Annotated in this window: 12 protein-coding genes and 2 pseudogenes; 4 read left to right on the forward strand and 10 right to left on the reverse strand. The window is 67.6% G+C overall.

Going from position 1 to position 15,243, the window contains the following annotated elements; all coding sequences use genetic code 11:
- Window positions 1–132 (forward strand): annotated as a pseudogene (locus tag A5646_RS28660) (hypothetical protein); the annotation flags it as partial.
- Here A5646_RS28660 and A5646_RS01190 read toward each other — a convergent pair.
- Window positions 125–772: pseudogene (locus tag A5646_RS01190) on the reverse strand (ATP-binding protein); the annotation flags it as partial. The pseudogenes A5646_RS28660 and A5646_RS01190 sit on opposite strands and share 8 nt — an antisense overlap.
- Before the next feature lie 116 nt (window positions 773–888).
- Here A5646_RS01190 and A5646_RS01195 point away from each other — a divergent pair.
- Entirely contained in the window at window positions 889–1,509 is a 621-nt protein-coding gene (locus tag A5646_RS01195; RefSeq protein ID WP_066869549.1) for a TIGR03085 family metal-binding protein, read from the forward strand.
- A gap of 98 nt (window positions 1,510–1,607) precedes the next feature.
- On the opposite strand, the gene A5646_RS01200 is transcribed toward A5646_RS01195, so the two are convergent.
- From A5646_RS01200 to A5646_RS01210, 3 genes are all read right to left on the reverse strand, one after another.
- Window positions 1,608–3,140 (reverse strand): class I adenylate-forming enzyme family protein, encoded by a 1,533-nt coding sequence (locus A5646_RS01200; protein WP_067019276.1) that lies wholly within the window; start codon window positions 3,138–3,140, stop codon window positions 1,608–1,610.
- Between the two features lie 19 nt (window positions 3,141–3,159).
- Window positions 3,160–4,002, reverse strand: a complete 843-nt coding sequence (locus A5646_RS01205; protein WP_067019279.1) for a thioesterase family protein — start codon at window positions 4,000–4,002, stop codon at window positions 3,160–3,162.
- A 111-nt stretch (window positions 4,003–4,113) separates the two neighbouring features.
- Window positions 4,114–4,827, reverse strand: coding sequence for a VIT family protein (locus A5646_RS01210; RefSeq protein ID WP_066869552.1), 714 nt, complete (start codon window positions 4,825–4,827; stop codon window positions 4,114–4,116).
- Between the two features lie 298 nt (window positions 4,828–5,125).
- On the opposite strand from A5646_RS01210, the gene A5646_RS29695 reads away from it, so the two are divergent.
- Complete coding sequence (locus tag A5646_RS29695) at window positions 5,126–5,803, forward strand: chitin-binding protein (protein ID WP_082984593.1); 678 nt, start codon at window positions 5,126–5,128, stop codon at window positions 5,801–5,803.
- Between the two features lie 97 nt (window positions 5,804–5,900).
- Here A5646_RS29695 and A5646_RS01220 read toward each other — a convergent pair whose 3' ends face one another.
- From A5646_RS01220 to A5646_RS01245, 6 genes are all read right to left on the reverse strand, one after another.
- The gene (locus A5646_RS01220) at window positions 5,901–6,536 is read right to left on the reverse strand and encodes a class I SAM-dependent methyltransferase (RefSeq protein ID WP_066869538.1); all 636 of its coding nucleotides are present in this window, start codon (window positions 6,534–6,536) and stop codon (window positions 5,901–5,903) included.
- Window positions 6,533–7,465: a class I SAM-dependent methyltransferase gene (locus A5646_RS01225; RefSeq protein WP_067019285.1), complete on the reverse strand. Its 933-nt coding sequence runs from the start codon at window positions 7,463–7,465 to the stop codon at window positions 6,533–6,535. Before A5646_RS01225 ends, A5646_RS01220 begins: the two co-directional genes overlap by 4 nt.
- Before the next feature lie 549 nt (window positions 7,466–8,014).
- Window positions 8,015–8,446 carry a nitroreductase family deazaflavin-dependent oxidoreductase gene (locus tag A5646_RS01230; RefSeq protein WP_066869532.1) on the reverse strand — a complete coding sequence of 144 codons (432 nt, stop codon included), beginning with the start codon at window positions 8,444–8,446 and terminating at the stop codon, window positions 8,015–8,017.
- A gap of 82 nt (window positions 8,447–8,528) precedes the next feature.
- Window positions 8,529–9,029: a DUF3060 domain-containing protein gene (locus tag A5646_RS01235; protein ID WP_067019288.1), complete on the reverse strand. Its 501-nt coding sequence runs from the start codon at window positions 9,027–9,029 to the stop codon at window positions 8,529–8,531.
- A 94-nt stretch (window positions 9,030–9,123) separates the two neighbouring features.
- On the reverse strand, window positions 9,124–9,444 hold the full coding sequence (locus tag A5646_RS01240) for an STAS domain-containing protein (protein WP_066869526.1): 321 nt from the start codon (window positions 9,442–9,444) through the stop codon (window positions 9,124–9,126).
- On the reverse strand, window positions 9,444–12,014 hold the full coding sequence (locus A5646_RS01245; RefSeq protein ID WP_067019289.1) for a SpoIIE family protein phosphatase: 2,571 nt from the start codon (window positions 12,012–12,014) through the stop codon (window positions 9,444–9,446). The genes A5646_RS01240 and A5646_RS01245 overlap by 1 nt, the downstream gene beginning before the upstream one ends.
- Window positions 12,015–12,251: 237 nt before the next feature.
- Here A5646_RS01245 and A5646_RS01250 point away from each other — a divergent pair.
- The coding region (locus A5646_RS01250) for a BTAD domain-containing putative transcriptional regulator (protein ID WP_156765486.1) at window positions 12,252–15,243 on the forward strand (2,992 nt) is incomplete at its 3' end.

The raw sequence follows: 15,243 nt of genomic DNA on the forward strand, positions 1-15,243 counted from the left end.
TACTCCGACTTCATCGCCTGGCCCATCCGCATGCAGGTCGAGCGGCGAGAACCGGCCGGCGAGGAGGGCGGCGAGGAGACCGTCACCATCGAGACCGAAACCCTCAACTCGATGAAGGCCCTGTGGGCCAGGCGATGAAGTCGGAGTATTTCTTGACCAGGCTCCTGATCTTGAACTCCGCGGTGTAGTCGTGCAGCTCGTCCTCGGCGTCCTCGGGCTTGAGGTGCAGGATGACCGACGTTCCCTGCGGGGCGTCGTCGACCGATTCGATGGTGTAGGTGCCCTCGCCGCTGGATTCCCATTTGGTGGCCTCGCTCTCGCCGGCTTTGCGGGTGAGCAGCTCGACCTTGTCGGCGACCATGAAACTCGAATAGAAACCGATACCGAACTGGCCGATGAGTTCCTCCGAGGCCGCTCGGTTTTTCAGGTTCTGCGCCTCCCTTAGTTGCTTGCGCAGCTCGGCGGTGCCCGACTTGGCCAGCGTGCCGATCAGATCCACCACTTCGGCGCGGGTCATCCCGATGCCGTTGTCACGGATGGTCAGGATGCGCGCATCCTTGTCCACGTCGATCTCGATGTGCAGGTCGGAGGTGTCGACGTCGAGGTCCTTGTTCCGGAACGCTTCAAGCCGCAGCTTGTCCAGCGCGTCGGAGGCGTTGGAGATCAACTCCCGCAGGAACGAGTCCTTGTTGGAGTAGACGGAATGGACCATCAGATCCAGCAGTTGCCGAGCCTCTGCCTGAAACTCCAACTGCTCGACGCGCGCGTTCATGACTGCTCCTACAGCTCCCTTCCAAAGGACAGTGACGTCTCAAATTTACCGAGCCGCCCACCATTGGTGTTCGGTGGACCCATCCCCTTCGGGGCAACCGCCTCTAGGCTGAACGCATGTCTGTTGCTCAACGCGAACGTGCCGCCCTGGTGGAAACCATGCGCGGCGTCGGGCCGGACGCGCCCACGCTGTGCGAGGGATGGAAGACGCGGGACCTGGCCGCACACCTGGTGATCCGTGAGTACCGTCCCGACGCCGCGCCCGGCATCCTGATTCCCTTCTTCGCCTCCCACACCGAGAAGGTGCAGAACCAGGTGGCCGAGCGGAATGCGTGGGATGAGCTGGTCGGCAAGCTCGCCGCCGGCCCGCCGGTCTACTCGCCGCTCAAACTGCTCGACCCGGTGGCCAACGTGGCCGAGATGTTCATCCACCACGAGGACGTGCGCCGCGCGCAGCCGGGCTGGCAGCCGCGCTCGCTGGAGCCCGCCCTGAGCAAGATGCTGCGGCGCACCCTGCCGTTGATGGCCCGGGTCACCCTCGCCAAGGTGCCCGGCCGGGTGGCGCTGCGTACCCCGGAGGGCAAGACGGTGCTCACCGCCGGTCAGGGGCCGGCGGTGACGGTGACCGGGGCGCCCGAGGAGCTCTTGCTGTTCAGCGTGGGACGGCAGGCCAAGGTCGACTTCGACGGCGACGCCGCGGCGGTGCAGGCCGTCCGCGATGCGCCTAAGGGGTTGTAGGACCGGCGATCGCGGCGGCCGCTTGCGGGCCGTCCGGGAGGATATCCGCGATTCGAAACTTGATAGCGCATGCGCTATCAAGTTTGAGTGGACGTTGGTCATCCGAAGGCCGCGCGCAGCTCCTTCTTGATGACCTTGCCGAACTGATTGCGCGGCAGCGTCTCGACGACCACCAGGTGTTCGGGGTGTTTGTATCCGCTGAGGCCGCGTGATTGGCAATGTCTCACAAGGGATTCCAACGTCACACCGCCGGCCGTCGCGGACACCACGACGGCGCAGACGCGTTCGCCGGTGCGGGGGTCCGGAATGCCGATCACGGCGACATCGGCGACGTCGGGATGGGTGGCGAGCGCATTCTCGATTTCGAGCGCCGAGATGTTCTCCGCGTTGCGGATGATCGCGTCCTTGGTGCGGCCCGTGACGCGGACATTGCCGTCGGCATCGATCAGGCCGAGATCACCTGTGCGCAACCAGCCTTCGTCGTCGAACGCGTCGGCGTCGAGCGCCGGGTCGGCGTAGCCGAGGAAGCACTGGGGTCCCTTCAGCAGCAGCTCGCCCTCCTGACCGGCGGCCAGTTCGACGCCGCGGCTGTCGACCGCGCGAACTGCGACCCCAGGGACCGGCGGCCCGACGGTGTGATCGAGCACCCCGGGCGCGGCGGTCAACGAGGGTGACGTCGCGCACGGAAACTCGGTCATGCCCCACGCATTGGCGATGCCGGCCAGGCCGAAGGTGTCGCGGACCTGGCGACTGAGTTCGGCGGTGACGGGCGCTCCCCCGGCCAGGCAGCCTCGGACCGACGGAAACAGCGGCCGATCGCCTTGGGCCCGTTGGGCTTCGAGGAATGCAACGAAGAACGGGGTCGCGGTCCCCAGGAACGTCGGATTGTGCGCCGCGATGGCCCACGGCGTGGTGGCCGGGTCGAACGTCTCGAACAGGACCAACCGCATGCCGGTCAGCAACCCGGTGGCCAGCATCGCCGCCCCGCCGATGTGTGCGATTGGGAAGGCGATCGGATCCACGTCGCTACTGTTGGCGCCCACCATGCCCACCACTCCCGCCGAGCCGGCGATCACCGACGTGTCGGTGTGACGGATCCCCTTGGGGGCCGCGGTGGTTCCCGAAGAATAGTAGATCCAGCGTGGGTCATCGGCGGATCTGGGCGGCGGCGGGAGCGCTGCGGTGTCGGCACCGGGCAGCCGCAGCCGGCCGGTGGATGGCGGTGTTGCCAGGTCGAGGGTGAGGACCTCGAAGCCCCTGTCCCTCGACAATGCCCGGGCCAGCTCACCGTATTCGAAGCCGCGCCAAAGCCGGGGAACCACAAGAAATTCGGAGTGCAGTTGGCCGGTGATGAAGCCGACCTCGCTTTCCCGCAGGATGGGGATGATCGGGTTCTGGACCGCACCGAGCCGGGCGAGTGCGGCCATCACCACCATGGTTTCCAGCGTGGTGGGCAGCTGCCAGGACACGACCGTTCCCGGGCGTACCCCCCGTTCGGCCAGGGCGGCAGCGGTTGCGCACGCGGCGTCGTGCAGTTGGCCCGCTGTCAGGCTCCGCCCGTATTCATCGGCGAGAAGCGGTCGGGGTGATCCGCGCTGTGCCGCGTCGGCGACCAACGCCCAGAATGTCACCGTGCCAATTCCTTTCGGCTCACCTGGCGGACGGATCGGTGGAGGGCGGGCGGAATCCCTTGTGTGCAATCGCGACGGACACCCCGGTGCCGATCGGGCCGTTGGCGTCCACCAGGACCGCCGAGCCGCTGGCCACCCCGTCGTGGCTGTGGTGCGTCAGGGAGGCGAGCCCGACATGGGCGCCCTCGGGCAGCCGGCTGAGCGTGAGCGTGTAGTCGACGTTGATGAACTGCAGGGAGTTGGTGCCCCAGTTGGCGATCGACGCCGTGATGTCACCGGCCATGGCCACGCGGGTGAAGGCGGTGAGCGGTTCGTCGTCGATCAGCGGCCGTGTCTCATGGATCCACGTGTATTTCGGACCGTCGCCTTGCGGCCAGTCCGGATCGGGGTTCTGTACGTCCGCGCCCCAGCCGTAGGTGCGCATGAACAGCGTCGAGTAGGCGTCGTCCAGCGGGATCGGTGGCATTTGCACCGGTGGCGACCAGACCTGCCCCTCGGGCTGGGCGCCACGCCGCAAAAACAGCGCGCTCGCCTGCGCCACCGGGGCGCCGTCCTGGGTGATCACGGCCTCGACCAGCCGCAATCGGCGTCGGTCGTGTTGCACCTTCGTGTGCACCTCGAGCGGCGCCAAGGCCGTGGGCCGGGGTAGGTCGACGGTCAAGCGCGCCGGTTGCAGTTCCGCGTCCCGGGCCGCATCCTCGACCGCCCACGCCAAGAGTCCGCCGACGACATGTCCGCTCAGTGATGGGCCCCATCCGCCACGCGCGATCTTGGTTGGGACGAAGTGGTTTTCGTCGCGGACAAAGTACGGCACGGGTTCCGCCCAGGAAGCTTCCTCCGGCGCGATATCGGGCTCGGCCACTGCATGACCCTTCGGGTGATGGGATTGCGGGCTCTACTGAGGACCGCAACTGTGGATGTTACAGTTGCGCTTCCAGTCGTCGGCTGCGCACCGCGCCGTGACGCTCATCGGTCAGCCGATTGCGGCGCCCACCAGATGACCGATCACGTAGGTGACCCCCAGCGCGAGGCTGCCGCCGATGGCATTGCGCAGCACGGCTCGGCCCTTGCGGGCTCCGCCCAAGCCGGCCGAGACCGCACCGGTGATGACCAGCGCCACGAGTACGGCGACGACCGTGACGGGGACTCGCCACGTGGTCGGCGGGACCAGGATCGCGACCAACGGCAAGAGCGCACCGATCGCAAACGAAAGCGCCGACGACGATGCCGCCTGCCACGGGTTCGTCAGCTCGTCGGGGTTGATACCCAGTTCGACTTCGGCGTGGGCGAGCAGCGGATTGTGGTCGGTGAGTTCCTCGGCCACGGTGCGAGCCGTTGCCGGCGTCAGGCCCTTCGCTTCATACAGTGCGGCGAGCTCGTCCAGCTCGGCGGCCGGGTCTTCGCGCAGTTCGCGACGCTCCTGGCTGAGCAACGCCTTCTCCGTGTCGCGCTGGGTGCTGACGGAAACATATTCGCCCAGCGCCATCGACACCGCCCCGGCGACCAGGCCGGCGCTGCCCGCGGTCAATATCGGGGCGCGTTCGGCGGTGGCGGCCGCGACCCCCACGACGATGCCCGCGGTGGAGACGATTCCGTCATTGGCACCCAGGACGCCCGCGCGCAGCCAATTCAATTTCGACGACACCGAACCGACGTGGGGTTCGTGCGGATGTGACGCACTCGGCACGGCCGCAACCATATAGATGAAAACCCTTGCCGACTAGCCAACATAGCCTTCCCAAACCGACCTACGCACCGTGTTGGTCCACGCCGATTCGCGGAAAAGACCTGGTGAATGCGCTGCGCGGCTGGCCGCGCTCGGGCGGATGACGGGTTGAGCGCGGCATGGTGGCGGCCGCGACCAAACGTTCTGCATGGCCGGGACACAGCCAGTCCATAGGAAACCTATCTAGCGTCGGGGACGTAACGGGGGGTGTTCTAACGAACTTCCTTGCAAGAAATCCCTAGTGGATAGGTGAAGCATCATGAAGTTGAAGCAACTTGTCGGAGGGGTGACCATCGCCGGAGCGCTCAGCGCTGCGGCCCTGGGCATGGGCGCCGGGTTTGCCAACGCTGCGCCCGGAGCGCCACAGCCTCCGGGTAATCACGGCGGGGCGGCGCCCGGTGGCGGCCACGCTCCCACCGGTCCCAACGATCCCGGCGGCCCGGGCGGACCGGGAGGGCCCGGTGGTCCCGGTGGCCACCCCGGCGGCCCCGGTGGTCCTGGCGGTCCGCCGCCTGGTGATCACCCCGGTGGTCCGGGTGGTCCGGGTGGTCCGGGTGGCCCCGGCCCCGATCATCCCGGCGGTCCGGGCGGGCCTGGCGGCCCCGGTGACCACCCAGGCGGGCCTGGCGGCCCCGGTGGTCCAGGCGATCACCCCGGTGCTCCCGGCGGATTCGGTGGACCGGATCCCCACCCCGGCGGCCCTTGGCACGGAGACGCCCAGCGCGGTTACTTCCACGGTGCACCGTGGGGCGACGGACCTGGCCCCTGGGGAGCGGGCGCGCCGCCGCGGCCGGCCTGGGATCGACCGCTCCCTCCGCCCGGTGGGCACTGGGACTACGGCCCGATCAATTACTGGGGCTACCAGGAAACTCCCATTTGGGATCCCGGTTTCAACCAGTGGGGCTTCTGGCTCTTCGGAGTGTGGATCCCGCTGTGATCGATAGCTGACAAGACGCCCGCTTCGCCGATCGGCGAAGCGGGCGTCTTCGCTTGTTTACGTTGGCGCCGAGCGGTTTTCACGCTCGGCGCTGGCTTCAGCTTTTGATCCCGACAGTCAGCAGGTCAGGCACCAGCGCCGTCCACACCGGTCGCGGGATCCGGTGCTGATCGCTGATCGAGAACCCGGCGTTTTCGAATAATGTCCGCATCTCGGGTGCCGAAGCGTTGTGTTGCGGTTTCCACCGGGAGTTCGCGGAGGACTGCAGCCGCGGTTGCCGCGTACTGAGCGCCGAGACGGCAACCAGGCCGCCCGGCGCCAGCACGCGGTGAAATTCCCGCAATGCCGCCGGCTGATCGAAGAAATGGAAGGCCGAGGTTGTCACCACGGCATCCAGAGCGCCGTCGTCAAACGGGAGCTGCTCGGCCGGCGCGCGCAGCCATTGCACCCGGTCCGACCTGGCGCGAGCCTGGCTGAGCATCCCGTCGGACATGTCGACGCCGTAGATCTCGTCGGGCTGCAGTTCGCGCTCGATCCGATCACTCAAAATCCCTGTGCCGCAAGCGATGTCAGCGATCTTGCGAGCGCCATGAGTGCGCAGCTGGGCGATCACCTCGTTGTGCGGAGGCCGGTAGACCCACTGCTGTAGGAACGGCAGATCGTAGACCGGAGCAAGGAAGCTCCATATCCGCGTGACGGCGTCGTTGAGCCCTCGTCGCTGCGGTGCGGTCATTGACATAGCTCCGAGCTGTAATAGATGGTGTCGGCCACCGAGACGGAATCATTGGTTTGCGGAATCGCATCCAGGCCGGAGTCGGCCAGCAGCTGAGTCATCCGCGCGCCCTCCGACCGCCATCCCAGGTTGTCCAGATAGACGGCGACGTCGTTGCGCTCGCCCTGATAACCGAGCTCGCCGAAATCCAGCTCGAAGCCGTGCTCGCGCCATTTCGCGGCGGCCTTCTGCATCATCTGCTGGGCCTTCTCGGTGTCCACTTGCGACATGTCCGGAATAGCTTCGCACGCCAGCCGGCTGCCGGCGGCGCTGAGTGCGGTGATGTTGTCCAGCAGGCGGTCTTGGGCCTCGGGCGGCAGGTACCCGAGGAGCCCCTCCGCGATCCACGCGGTGGGCCGGCTCTGGTCAAATCCGGCGTCTACCAATGCCTTCGGCCAGTCGTTGCGCAGGTCGACGGCGACGGTACGCAACTGCGTCGTCGGGGCGGCATCCAGCTTGGCCAGCGTCGCGGTCTTGAATTCGATCACCTGCGGCTGGTCGATCTCGAACACGGTCATATCGGCCGGCCAGGCCAACCGGTAAGCGCGTGCGTCGAGGCCCGACGCCAAGATCACGGCCTGCCGGATCCCGGCCTGCGTCGCGGCGCGGAAGAAGGAGTCGAAGAATCGGGTTCGGGCGGCCATCGCGGCGGGCATGTGTTCGAGCTTCCAGCCGGATTCGTGGTCGTCGACGTCTGCGGCTACCAGGTCGCCGGAGACCCAGCGCGTGAAGAAGTCCACCCCGACGGCACGAACCAGCGGTTCGGCGAAGCGGTCCTCGATCAACGGGTTGTCGGCTTTGGTCGCGATCGCTCGCGCGGCTGCGACCATCGTGGCGGTGGCGCCCACACTGGTCGCCAAATCCCAGGTGTCGTTGTCTGTGCGTGGCATGCGGCTACTGTCCCCCTCGGAATCACAGGTTACTTAGCCGGTATAACGAACGGTGGGTGCGTAAAGTTCCCGCGGCCCCACCGCCCGGCTGTTTCGCCAGATCGAGCGTCGCGTCGCCGCAGCTAGCCGGCTTTCTAGTGTGGCCCGGGGCGTCCCGGTCCACCGGGTCCGCCCGGTCCTCCGGGCCCGCCGGGCCCTCCAGGGCCGCCCGGCCCTCCAGGCCCGCCCGGTCCGTTTGCGGCCGGGAGGAGGAACACACATTCGTTCAACTCCGCGCTCCAGCCCCAACCCGGGGCGCATTCACCGTCGGCGCGGCTCGTCGCCGGCGTTGCGATCGCCGTCACCGGCAACCCGACCAACACCAGCGCGGCCGCACCGATCACGCAGCGTCGCAGGTAATGTCTCATCGCCGACCTCACTTCGTCGTTCGGGCAAGGCGGGCGTGATGACCGGTCGCTTCCGGCCTGACCCGCGCCCATCATTGTGCGGCAAGCACCGGAATTAACGGGCCGGATTTGACGAGCCCGAATACCGTTGCCCCGCGCGCCTTCAGTCGGTTATCAATTCGAACACCGGGATCAGTCGATCGGTGCGTTGCTGGTATTCCCCGAACCCGGGCGCACGTTCGACCACCACCGAATAGACCGAATCCCTTTCGTCGCGCGGTAATTCACGCGCGGTCGCGGGTTTCGCGGCCTCCGAACCGATCTCGACAGTCACGCGGGGGTTGGCGCGAATGTTGTGCACCCATGCGGGATTGTTGTCCCGGCCCGCCGCGGAACCAACGACATAAATTTTGCCGTCGATATCGAAGTAGGCGACCGGGTTGACGCGCTGGGCGCCGCTTCGCGCTCCGGTCGACGTCAGCAGCAGCAGCGGGAAACCCTCGAATTGCCCGCCCACTTTGCCGCCATTGCGGCGGAACTCGTCGATATTCTGCTCGTTGAATTCGCGTTCCGCGCTCAGCGCGTCGTCACCCATTAGGCCATCGTGGCATGCCGCGCGTCCGCCGGCCAGCATCCGTGACAGTTACGCTGTGCGACAACGGGATTGACTTTGCCGATCAACTTCCGGGGAATGGCGGCTGTATGCCGGCGGGACCGACGATGCTGTTGCTGGCGCCAGGGTTGCTGATTTGCGGCACCGCGCCGCTGGGCCCCTGCTGCCAAGTGATGTGGTTGCCCGAGCCGGTGGCTTTGATGACCGCCACCGATTGCAGATTCACCGTGTTCGCCGAGCCGCTGACGTCGACCTCACCGCACGACCCGTTCAAGGTGACGTTGGAGTCGATGCTCACGACGTTGATGGGAGATTGATTCCCGCAGTCATAGGTGACGGTCGCGACGCTCTTGTCGATTTTCGCCGGCGCAACGTCGAGGGGCGCAGGCCAGCGTCCGGCCGGCGAGGCGATCACACCCTGCGACGAGGCCGCGGCACCTCCCGTCAGCACCACGTTCGGTGCACCCGCCCCTGCGGGCGGATGGTCGCCCACCGCCGCGCCGGCCGCCACCACGAAGATCACCGCCGTCATGGTGAGGGGCAACCGGATCATGATCGCGGGCATACGGATTCAATCCTTCGAACTAAATACTGAGAGGCGTTTACGCTAGCGCGGCCGCCGCGAGTGCGCGCGGTGTGAACGCGGGACCGCCGCGGCGTCACTGCCTCGGCGGCGCGGGTTCGACCTTGGTCAGTTCGCTCAGGCCGCTGATTCGCAGCACGGACATCAGGATCGGGTTGGCCAGCAGCTCGATGCGGTCGGCTTGGGAGGCGAGTGCGCTGATCGCGGCGCTGTCGAGGTACTCGACAGCGCTGATGTCGACGAGTAAAGCTTCCTCGCTGCCAGTGGCCTGGTTGGCGGCGCCGGCCAACGCCTGGTTGAACGCATCGATATTGCTCAGGTCGATTTCACCCTCGACGACCAGCACGAATTTCCCGTCGCTGCCGCGCGCGGTGTCGAGCGTGAGCGGGGTGGTCATCAGGTGATCCTTGCGGATAGGTGGACTGTGGTGCCGTCGTCGTCGGGACGGATATCGACATCGTGCATGAGGCTTCGCATGAGGGGAATACCCCGACCGCGATGAGAGTGGGACGCGGGCTGTGGAGCCTTCCACGAGCCAGTGTCGGTGATTGTCAATCGGACCGCGTCGCCGGTTGCGATCGCACCGAGGCGAATTACGCCTTGCGGTCTATGTCGGTGACCATGCTCGATGGCGTTGGCCACGGCTTCCCCGGCGGCCACGAGCACGTTCATCGTCTGATCCGGGTCCAATCGCGCCTTGGCCAGCCAGTCGCGCAAGGCGGTGCGGGTGGGCGCGAGTTGACTGACGTCGGCGGGAAAATTCAGCTCCAGCGGGGCCGGGTGGCGATAGAGCAACAGGACAACGTCGTCCTGGTATCCGCCGGTCGGCGCGACACCGGACATGACCTGGTTGGCCAGTTCGTCCAGCGTCAACGCGCGGGCGTCCTGCGCGGCGCCGGCCACCCGGGAGATGCCGTGGTCGAGCGGAACACGGCGGCGCTCGACCAGGCCGTCGGTGTAGAGCATCAGCGTCGAACGTGCCGGGATGGTCACACGGGCTTCCGGGCGGGGCCAGTCACCCCGTATCCCAAGGGCGATGGTGTGGCCGTCGTCGAGCAACTGGGTGGTGCCGTCGCTGTGCACCAGGATGGGCGGCGGGTGACCGGCGCTGGAGTAAACCAGTTCACCGGTCTCGGGAGTGAGCACCGCGCAGACCGCGGTGGTGCATTGCGCGCCGGGCAGCCGCGCGGCGAAGCGATCCATCCCGGCGAGAGCCGCACCGGGACTTGGGTTTTCGAACAACAGCGCGCGACAGGCGCTGCGCACCTGGCCCATCACGGTGGCCGCGGCCAGGCCGTGGCCCACACAATCGCCGACGATCAAGGCGATCCGTCCGTCTTCCAGGTCGACGATGTCGTACCAGTCGCCGCCGACCTGCAGAGGCCTCGTCGCGGCCTGATACCGCACCGCGAAGCCGGCCGGCAGATCGGCCGGCCCGAGGATCGCGTGTTGCAGGGCCAGCGCGGTTTCGCGTTGCTGGTCGACCTGATGCACCCGCTGCAGCCCCTGGCCGAGGCGGCCCGCCAGGACCGTGAGCAAGGTCTGGTCCTCAAGGGTGAACAGGCGCTGGTCGGTCAGATCAATCCAGACGACGAGCACACCGTCGGGGTGCTGCAGTGCGATGCCAGCCGTCCCGGGCTCTCTTGAGTTAGCGGTGAGCAGGTCGCCGTCGCGCAATGAACTGAGCGCCTGCTGGGTGTGCGGTGACAAATCGGCCCACTCTGCCTGCTCGCCAACCGACACGACTTGGGGTTCACCGAACACCATTTCGGCGGACGAGCTTTGTGCGGGGAAGGTGACGGCCAGAACCCGGCGTGCCCGCCATAGCCGGCGCAATTCCTCGGCGGCGGCATGCACGGCGTCATCGACCGTGTCGGCCTGAGCCAGTTCCTGGTTGAGCGCGTGTTCGCGACCCGCCGCCAGCGCCAGTGCGATGGCCGCGTGCCGGGCGAAGTCGCTGACGAGATCCAGGTAGTCGTTGCCGAAGGCGGGCTGGTGCGGGTCGCGCGCGACGGCGATGACGCCGAGTACGGCACCGTCGGCGATCAGCGGCATGACGATCGCCGAGCGTTCGCCGACGTCGGTGAATCCCTCGATCGGGTATTCGAAGGAGTCAGTGATCAGCGGCAGCCCGCGGCGGGCCACACCGCCCGTGGTCGAGCCGTCCATCGGAACCTGCCGACCAATCACCTCCGAGGAGTAGCGGCCCGCCGTTGCGGCCACGACCAGGGTGTCGACCTCGCCGACGGGCCGTTCGGGCTCCCGGGGCACCAGCAGGATCGCCTGCTCGGCGCCCGCCAGCTCCAACGCCCGGTTCACGATGAGCTGCAACGGCCCCGTCTGCGGGTCGCCGGACAACAGCGCCGTCGTGATCTCGCGGCTGGCCTTCGTCCATCTCGCCGATTCGCGCTCTCGTTCGAATAGTCGGGCGTTGTCGATGGCGGCGGCCGCCGCCGTGGCCATCGCTCGTACGGCGCCTTCCTGGGAGTCGGAGAAGACGCGTCCCGGGCGGTCGTCGGCCAGATACAGGCTGCCGAAATTGGCCCCCCGCACCGTGATCGGGATGCCGAGCAGCGCATGCATCGGCGGTTCGTGTCCGGCCAGCTCCGCTGTGTCGGGATGGGTATTCAGATCGTCGACGCGCAGGCCATCGCCGATCGGGAGCTCGCCGAGCCGCCGTGCCGTATCGACGTCGACTCCCGCATGCACGAAGGAAACGAACGCACCATCGGCGGCGCGGATGCCCAGGGCGGCGTAGCGGGCGCCGGTCAGCTCCATCGCCGCGTTGAGGACCCGCTGCAGCGTCACGTCCAGGTCCAGATCCGAGCCGATCTCGACGATGACCCGCACCAGTTGTTCCATTTGGTCGCGCGCCGCCACCAGCTCATCGAGCTGGTCATGCATGCGACTCACCAATTCGCGCCGGCCCTGCCAGGTGAAGGCGGAGTCACCTCGGTCGCCATCCATGGGCATCAACGGTAACGGGTCGGGTCGACGGCGATGTCTGGAAGGCGACACTTCATCCCTGCCCTGAGTTTCCTCGTGCACGAGTGGGCGTGTACCCGCTCAGTAGCTGGCCAACATACTTCGCGCTCACGTCAGATTGCTTGCATTCAAGAACTGCAGGCAGCGTGCCTTTACCCGATCTTGACCAGGTATTGAATTGTCCCGCCGAAGATAGCTGACGTGAGTACGCTTTCATCGGTGGAACTGGGGGTGTTGGGACCTCTCCAGGTCCGGCAAGACGGGACGCCCGTCGCTATACCGGGCGCGAAACCGCGCGCCATCCTCACGATGCTGGGACTGCACGGCGGCTCCGTCGTGCCGGCCGACACCCTCGTCGAACTGCTCTGGGGCGAGGAGCCGCCGCGCACCGCGGCCAAGGCCCTGCAGACCCACATCTCCTCGTTACGCCGCGCCCTGGGTGACGGCTTTGTCCTGACCCAGGGGGCGGGTTGGGTTCTGGCCGACAGCGAGATCGACGCCTCGCGCTACAAGTCGGCGGCCCGGCTGGGGCGCGACGCCGCCGCCGCTGGCGACACCAGCCAAGCGGTGGCGCGGTTCGAGGAGGCCCTTGCCCTTTGGCGTGGGACCCCCGAACTTCCCGATGGCCGGCCCGGCACTTCGGAAAAGACGCGGTGGATCGAGAGCCATGCCGCGCTGGTCGAAGATCGCGCGGACGCGCTGCTGGCCACGGGCCGCGCCGCGGAAGTCGTCGGCGATCTCGAGGCGGCGGTGGCTGAGGCCCCGCTGCGGGAAAGGCGATGGGGTCAGCTGATGCTCGCCCTCTACCGGGCCGGCCGGCAGGGCGAGGCCCTCGGCGCTTATCAGCGAGCGCGATCGCTGCTCGCCGACGAACTCGGGGTGGACCCCGGCCCGAATCTCCGCCGACTCGAGGCCGCGATCGTCGCGCAGGACGCGTCGCTGGATGTGGCTGTGGCACAACATGCTCCTTCGGTGACGCGCGCGGTCACCTTCCTGCTCACCGACATCGAGGGGTCGACGGCTGCCTGGGAGGCCGACGCCGACGCCATGGCGGTGGCGCTCGCGCGCCACGACGAGCTCGTGGAACAAGTCGTCACGTCGCGGGGAGGACGGCTGATCAAAACGCGCGGCGAGGGGGACGCGACGTTCTCGGTGTTCGACCGGCCCTCCGCGGCCGCCTCCGCCGCCGTGGAACTGCAGGACGCGATCGCGCATGAGCCGTGGGTCTCGCGCGATCCCATCCGTGTGCGGATGGCGTTGCACACCGGCGAGGTCGAGCTTCGCGACGGCGACTACTTCGGCCGGGCCGTCAACCGGGTCGCGCGGCTGCGGTCATTGGCCGAGGGTGGCCAGATCCTGTGCTCCGGCGCGACGGCCGAGCTCGTCATCGACACGTTGGCCGACGACGTGTTGCTCACCGATCTGGGGATGCGTCAGCTGAAAAACCTCGCGCGCCCGGAGCATGTCTTCGAACTGCGTCTGGAAACCGGTGTGGAACAACCGGAATCGCATAGGGCCGAAGCGGCGCCCCTCGAGCGTCCCGGCCTTCCGGCGGTACTCGTCGGTCCGGGGCCATTCGTCGGCCGGGGCCGCGAACTCGATGGGCTGCTGTCCGCATGGCAGACCGCGCTGGCCGGCGGCGTCCGCACGGTGCTGATCGCCGGCGAGCCCGGTGTCGGCAAGACGCGTCTGGCCGGCGAATGGTCGCAGCGGGCGTACGAGCTCGGAGCGATCGTGCTGTACGGCCGGTGCGACGAGGACCTCGGCGCGCCCTATCAGCCGTTCGCGGAAGCGTTGCGTTCGCTGGTGCCCTGCATGGGACCCGACCGGCTGAGGGGGCTGCGCGGCGTCGAGGCGTTGCTGTCACTCGTGCCCGGGCTGGCCGATGTCGTGCCCGATCTCGTCCGCCCCGCCCACTCGGATCCCGACACGGAGCGCTACGCGCTTTTCGATGCCGTCGTCGCTCTGCTGGAAACAGCGTCGACGAGCGCGCCGGTCCTTCTGGTTCTCGACGACCTGCACTGGGCGGCCAAGCCGACGCTGCTGCTCCTGCGGCATCTGCTGCGCTTCGGCGACCACGCCCGCGTGCAAATCGTCGGTACCTACCGCAGCACCGACCTCGACCGGGCCCACCCTCTTGCGGCGACGCTCGCCGACCTGCACCGAGATGGCACGGCCAATCGGCTCAACCTCGGCGGCCTCGACGAGGACGACGTGACCACCTACGTCGCCGAGGCGGGCTACGACGACGAGGAACTCGCCCACGCGCTGGCCTCGGTTACCGGGGGCAACCCCTTCTTCCTCATCGAGGCCCTGCGTCACGTCGACGAGAGTGGCGGCGTGTGGGACCAGAGCACCCTGCCCCAGGGTGTACGGGAAGCCGTGAGCCGCAGGCTTTCTCGGCTGCCGATCGAGACCAACAAAGCCCTTGCCGCCGCCGCGGTGATCGGCAGCCGGTTTGCTGTGGAGCTCGTCGAACAGGTGGTCGGCACCGACCTCGTCGACGCGTTCGACGAGGCGCGTCAAGCGGGCATCGTCATCGAAGAGCCCGGCGGGTTCTACCGGTTCAACCACGCCATCGTCCGGCAGTCTCTGCTTGCAGAGCTGGCGTCGGTGCGGCGCATGCGATTGCACCAGCGCATCGCCACCACCTTGGAGACGTCGCCGGGCGCCGACGACGAGCTGCTGGCCGAACTGGCTCATCACTATTTCGAGTGTGCGTGGGCGGGGAACGCGGCCAAGGCGGTGTTCTACTGTCGGCGTGCCGCAGATCAGGCGATGGCACGACTCGCCTACGAGGGCGCCGCTGACCTTTACCACCGCGCCCTGCACGCGCTGGAGGAGATCGACGACGAGCTCCCCGACCGCGACGACCAGACCGTTGAGCTATTGGTCGCGCGTTGCGAGGCTCTGCTGGCCGCCGGTGACGTGGTCTCCGCGGCCGGTGCGGTCTCTCAATTGCAAGCCGCGACAGTCGATTCGGCCCGGCTAGCGGCGTGGGCGACATGTTTCGATGGTCAGCTGACCATGTTGATTCACCCCGAACGGCTCGACGAGGTCGAAACCGCGTTGGGCGCGGCCGCCGCCAAACTCGCCGAATTGGACGACGCCGCTGGAGAAGCCAAGGCGCACACCGTGCGGGCTGGGTGCCTCGCCCGTCTTGGCCGCATCGGTGACTGCGAAGTTGCCCTCGACGACGCCCTGACCGCGG

The organism is Mycobacterium sp. 1245499.0, assembly GCF_001673615.1.
GTDB classification, from domain to species: Bacteria; Actinomycetota; Actinomycetes; order Mycobacteriales; family Mycobacteriaceae; genus Mycobacterium; species Mycobacterium europaeum_A.

Coding starts and splice junctions, on each gene's coding strand:
- A5646_RS01225 (WP_067019285.1), bottom strand. CDS start 7,465: ATGCCACGCACAGACAACGACACCTGGGATTTGGCGACCAGTGTGGGC.
- A5646_RS01230 (WP_066869532.1), bottom strand. CDS start 8,446: ATGGGTGACGACGCGCTGAGCGCGGAACGCGAATTCAACGAGCAGAAT.
- A5646_RS01195 (WP_066869549.1), top strand. CDS start 889: ATGTCTGTTGCTCAACGCGAACGTGCCGCCCTGGTGGAAACCATGCGC.
- A5646_RS01235 (WP_067019288.1), bottom strand. CDS start 9,029: ATGCCCGCGATCATGATCCGGTTGCCCCTCACCATGACGGCGGTGATC.
- A5646_RS01240 (WP_066869526.1), bottom strand. CDS start 9,444: ATGACCACCCCGCTCACGCTCGACACCGCGCGCGGCAGCGACGGGAAA.
- A5646_RS01220 (WP_066869538.1), bottom strand. CDS start 6,536: ATGACCGCACCGCAGCGACGAGGGCTCAACGACGCCGTCACGCGGATA.
- A5646_RS29695 (WP_082984593.1), top strand. CDS start 5,126: ATGAAGTTGAAGCAACTTGTCGGAGGGGTGACCATCGCCGGAGCGCTC.
- A5646_RS01245 (WP_067019289.1), bottom strand. CDS start 12,014: ATGGATGGCGACCGAGGTGACTCCGCCTTCACCTGGCAGGGCCGGCGC.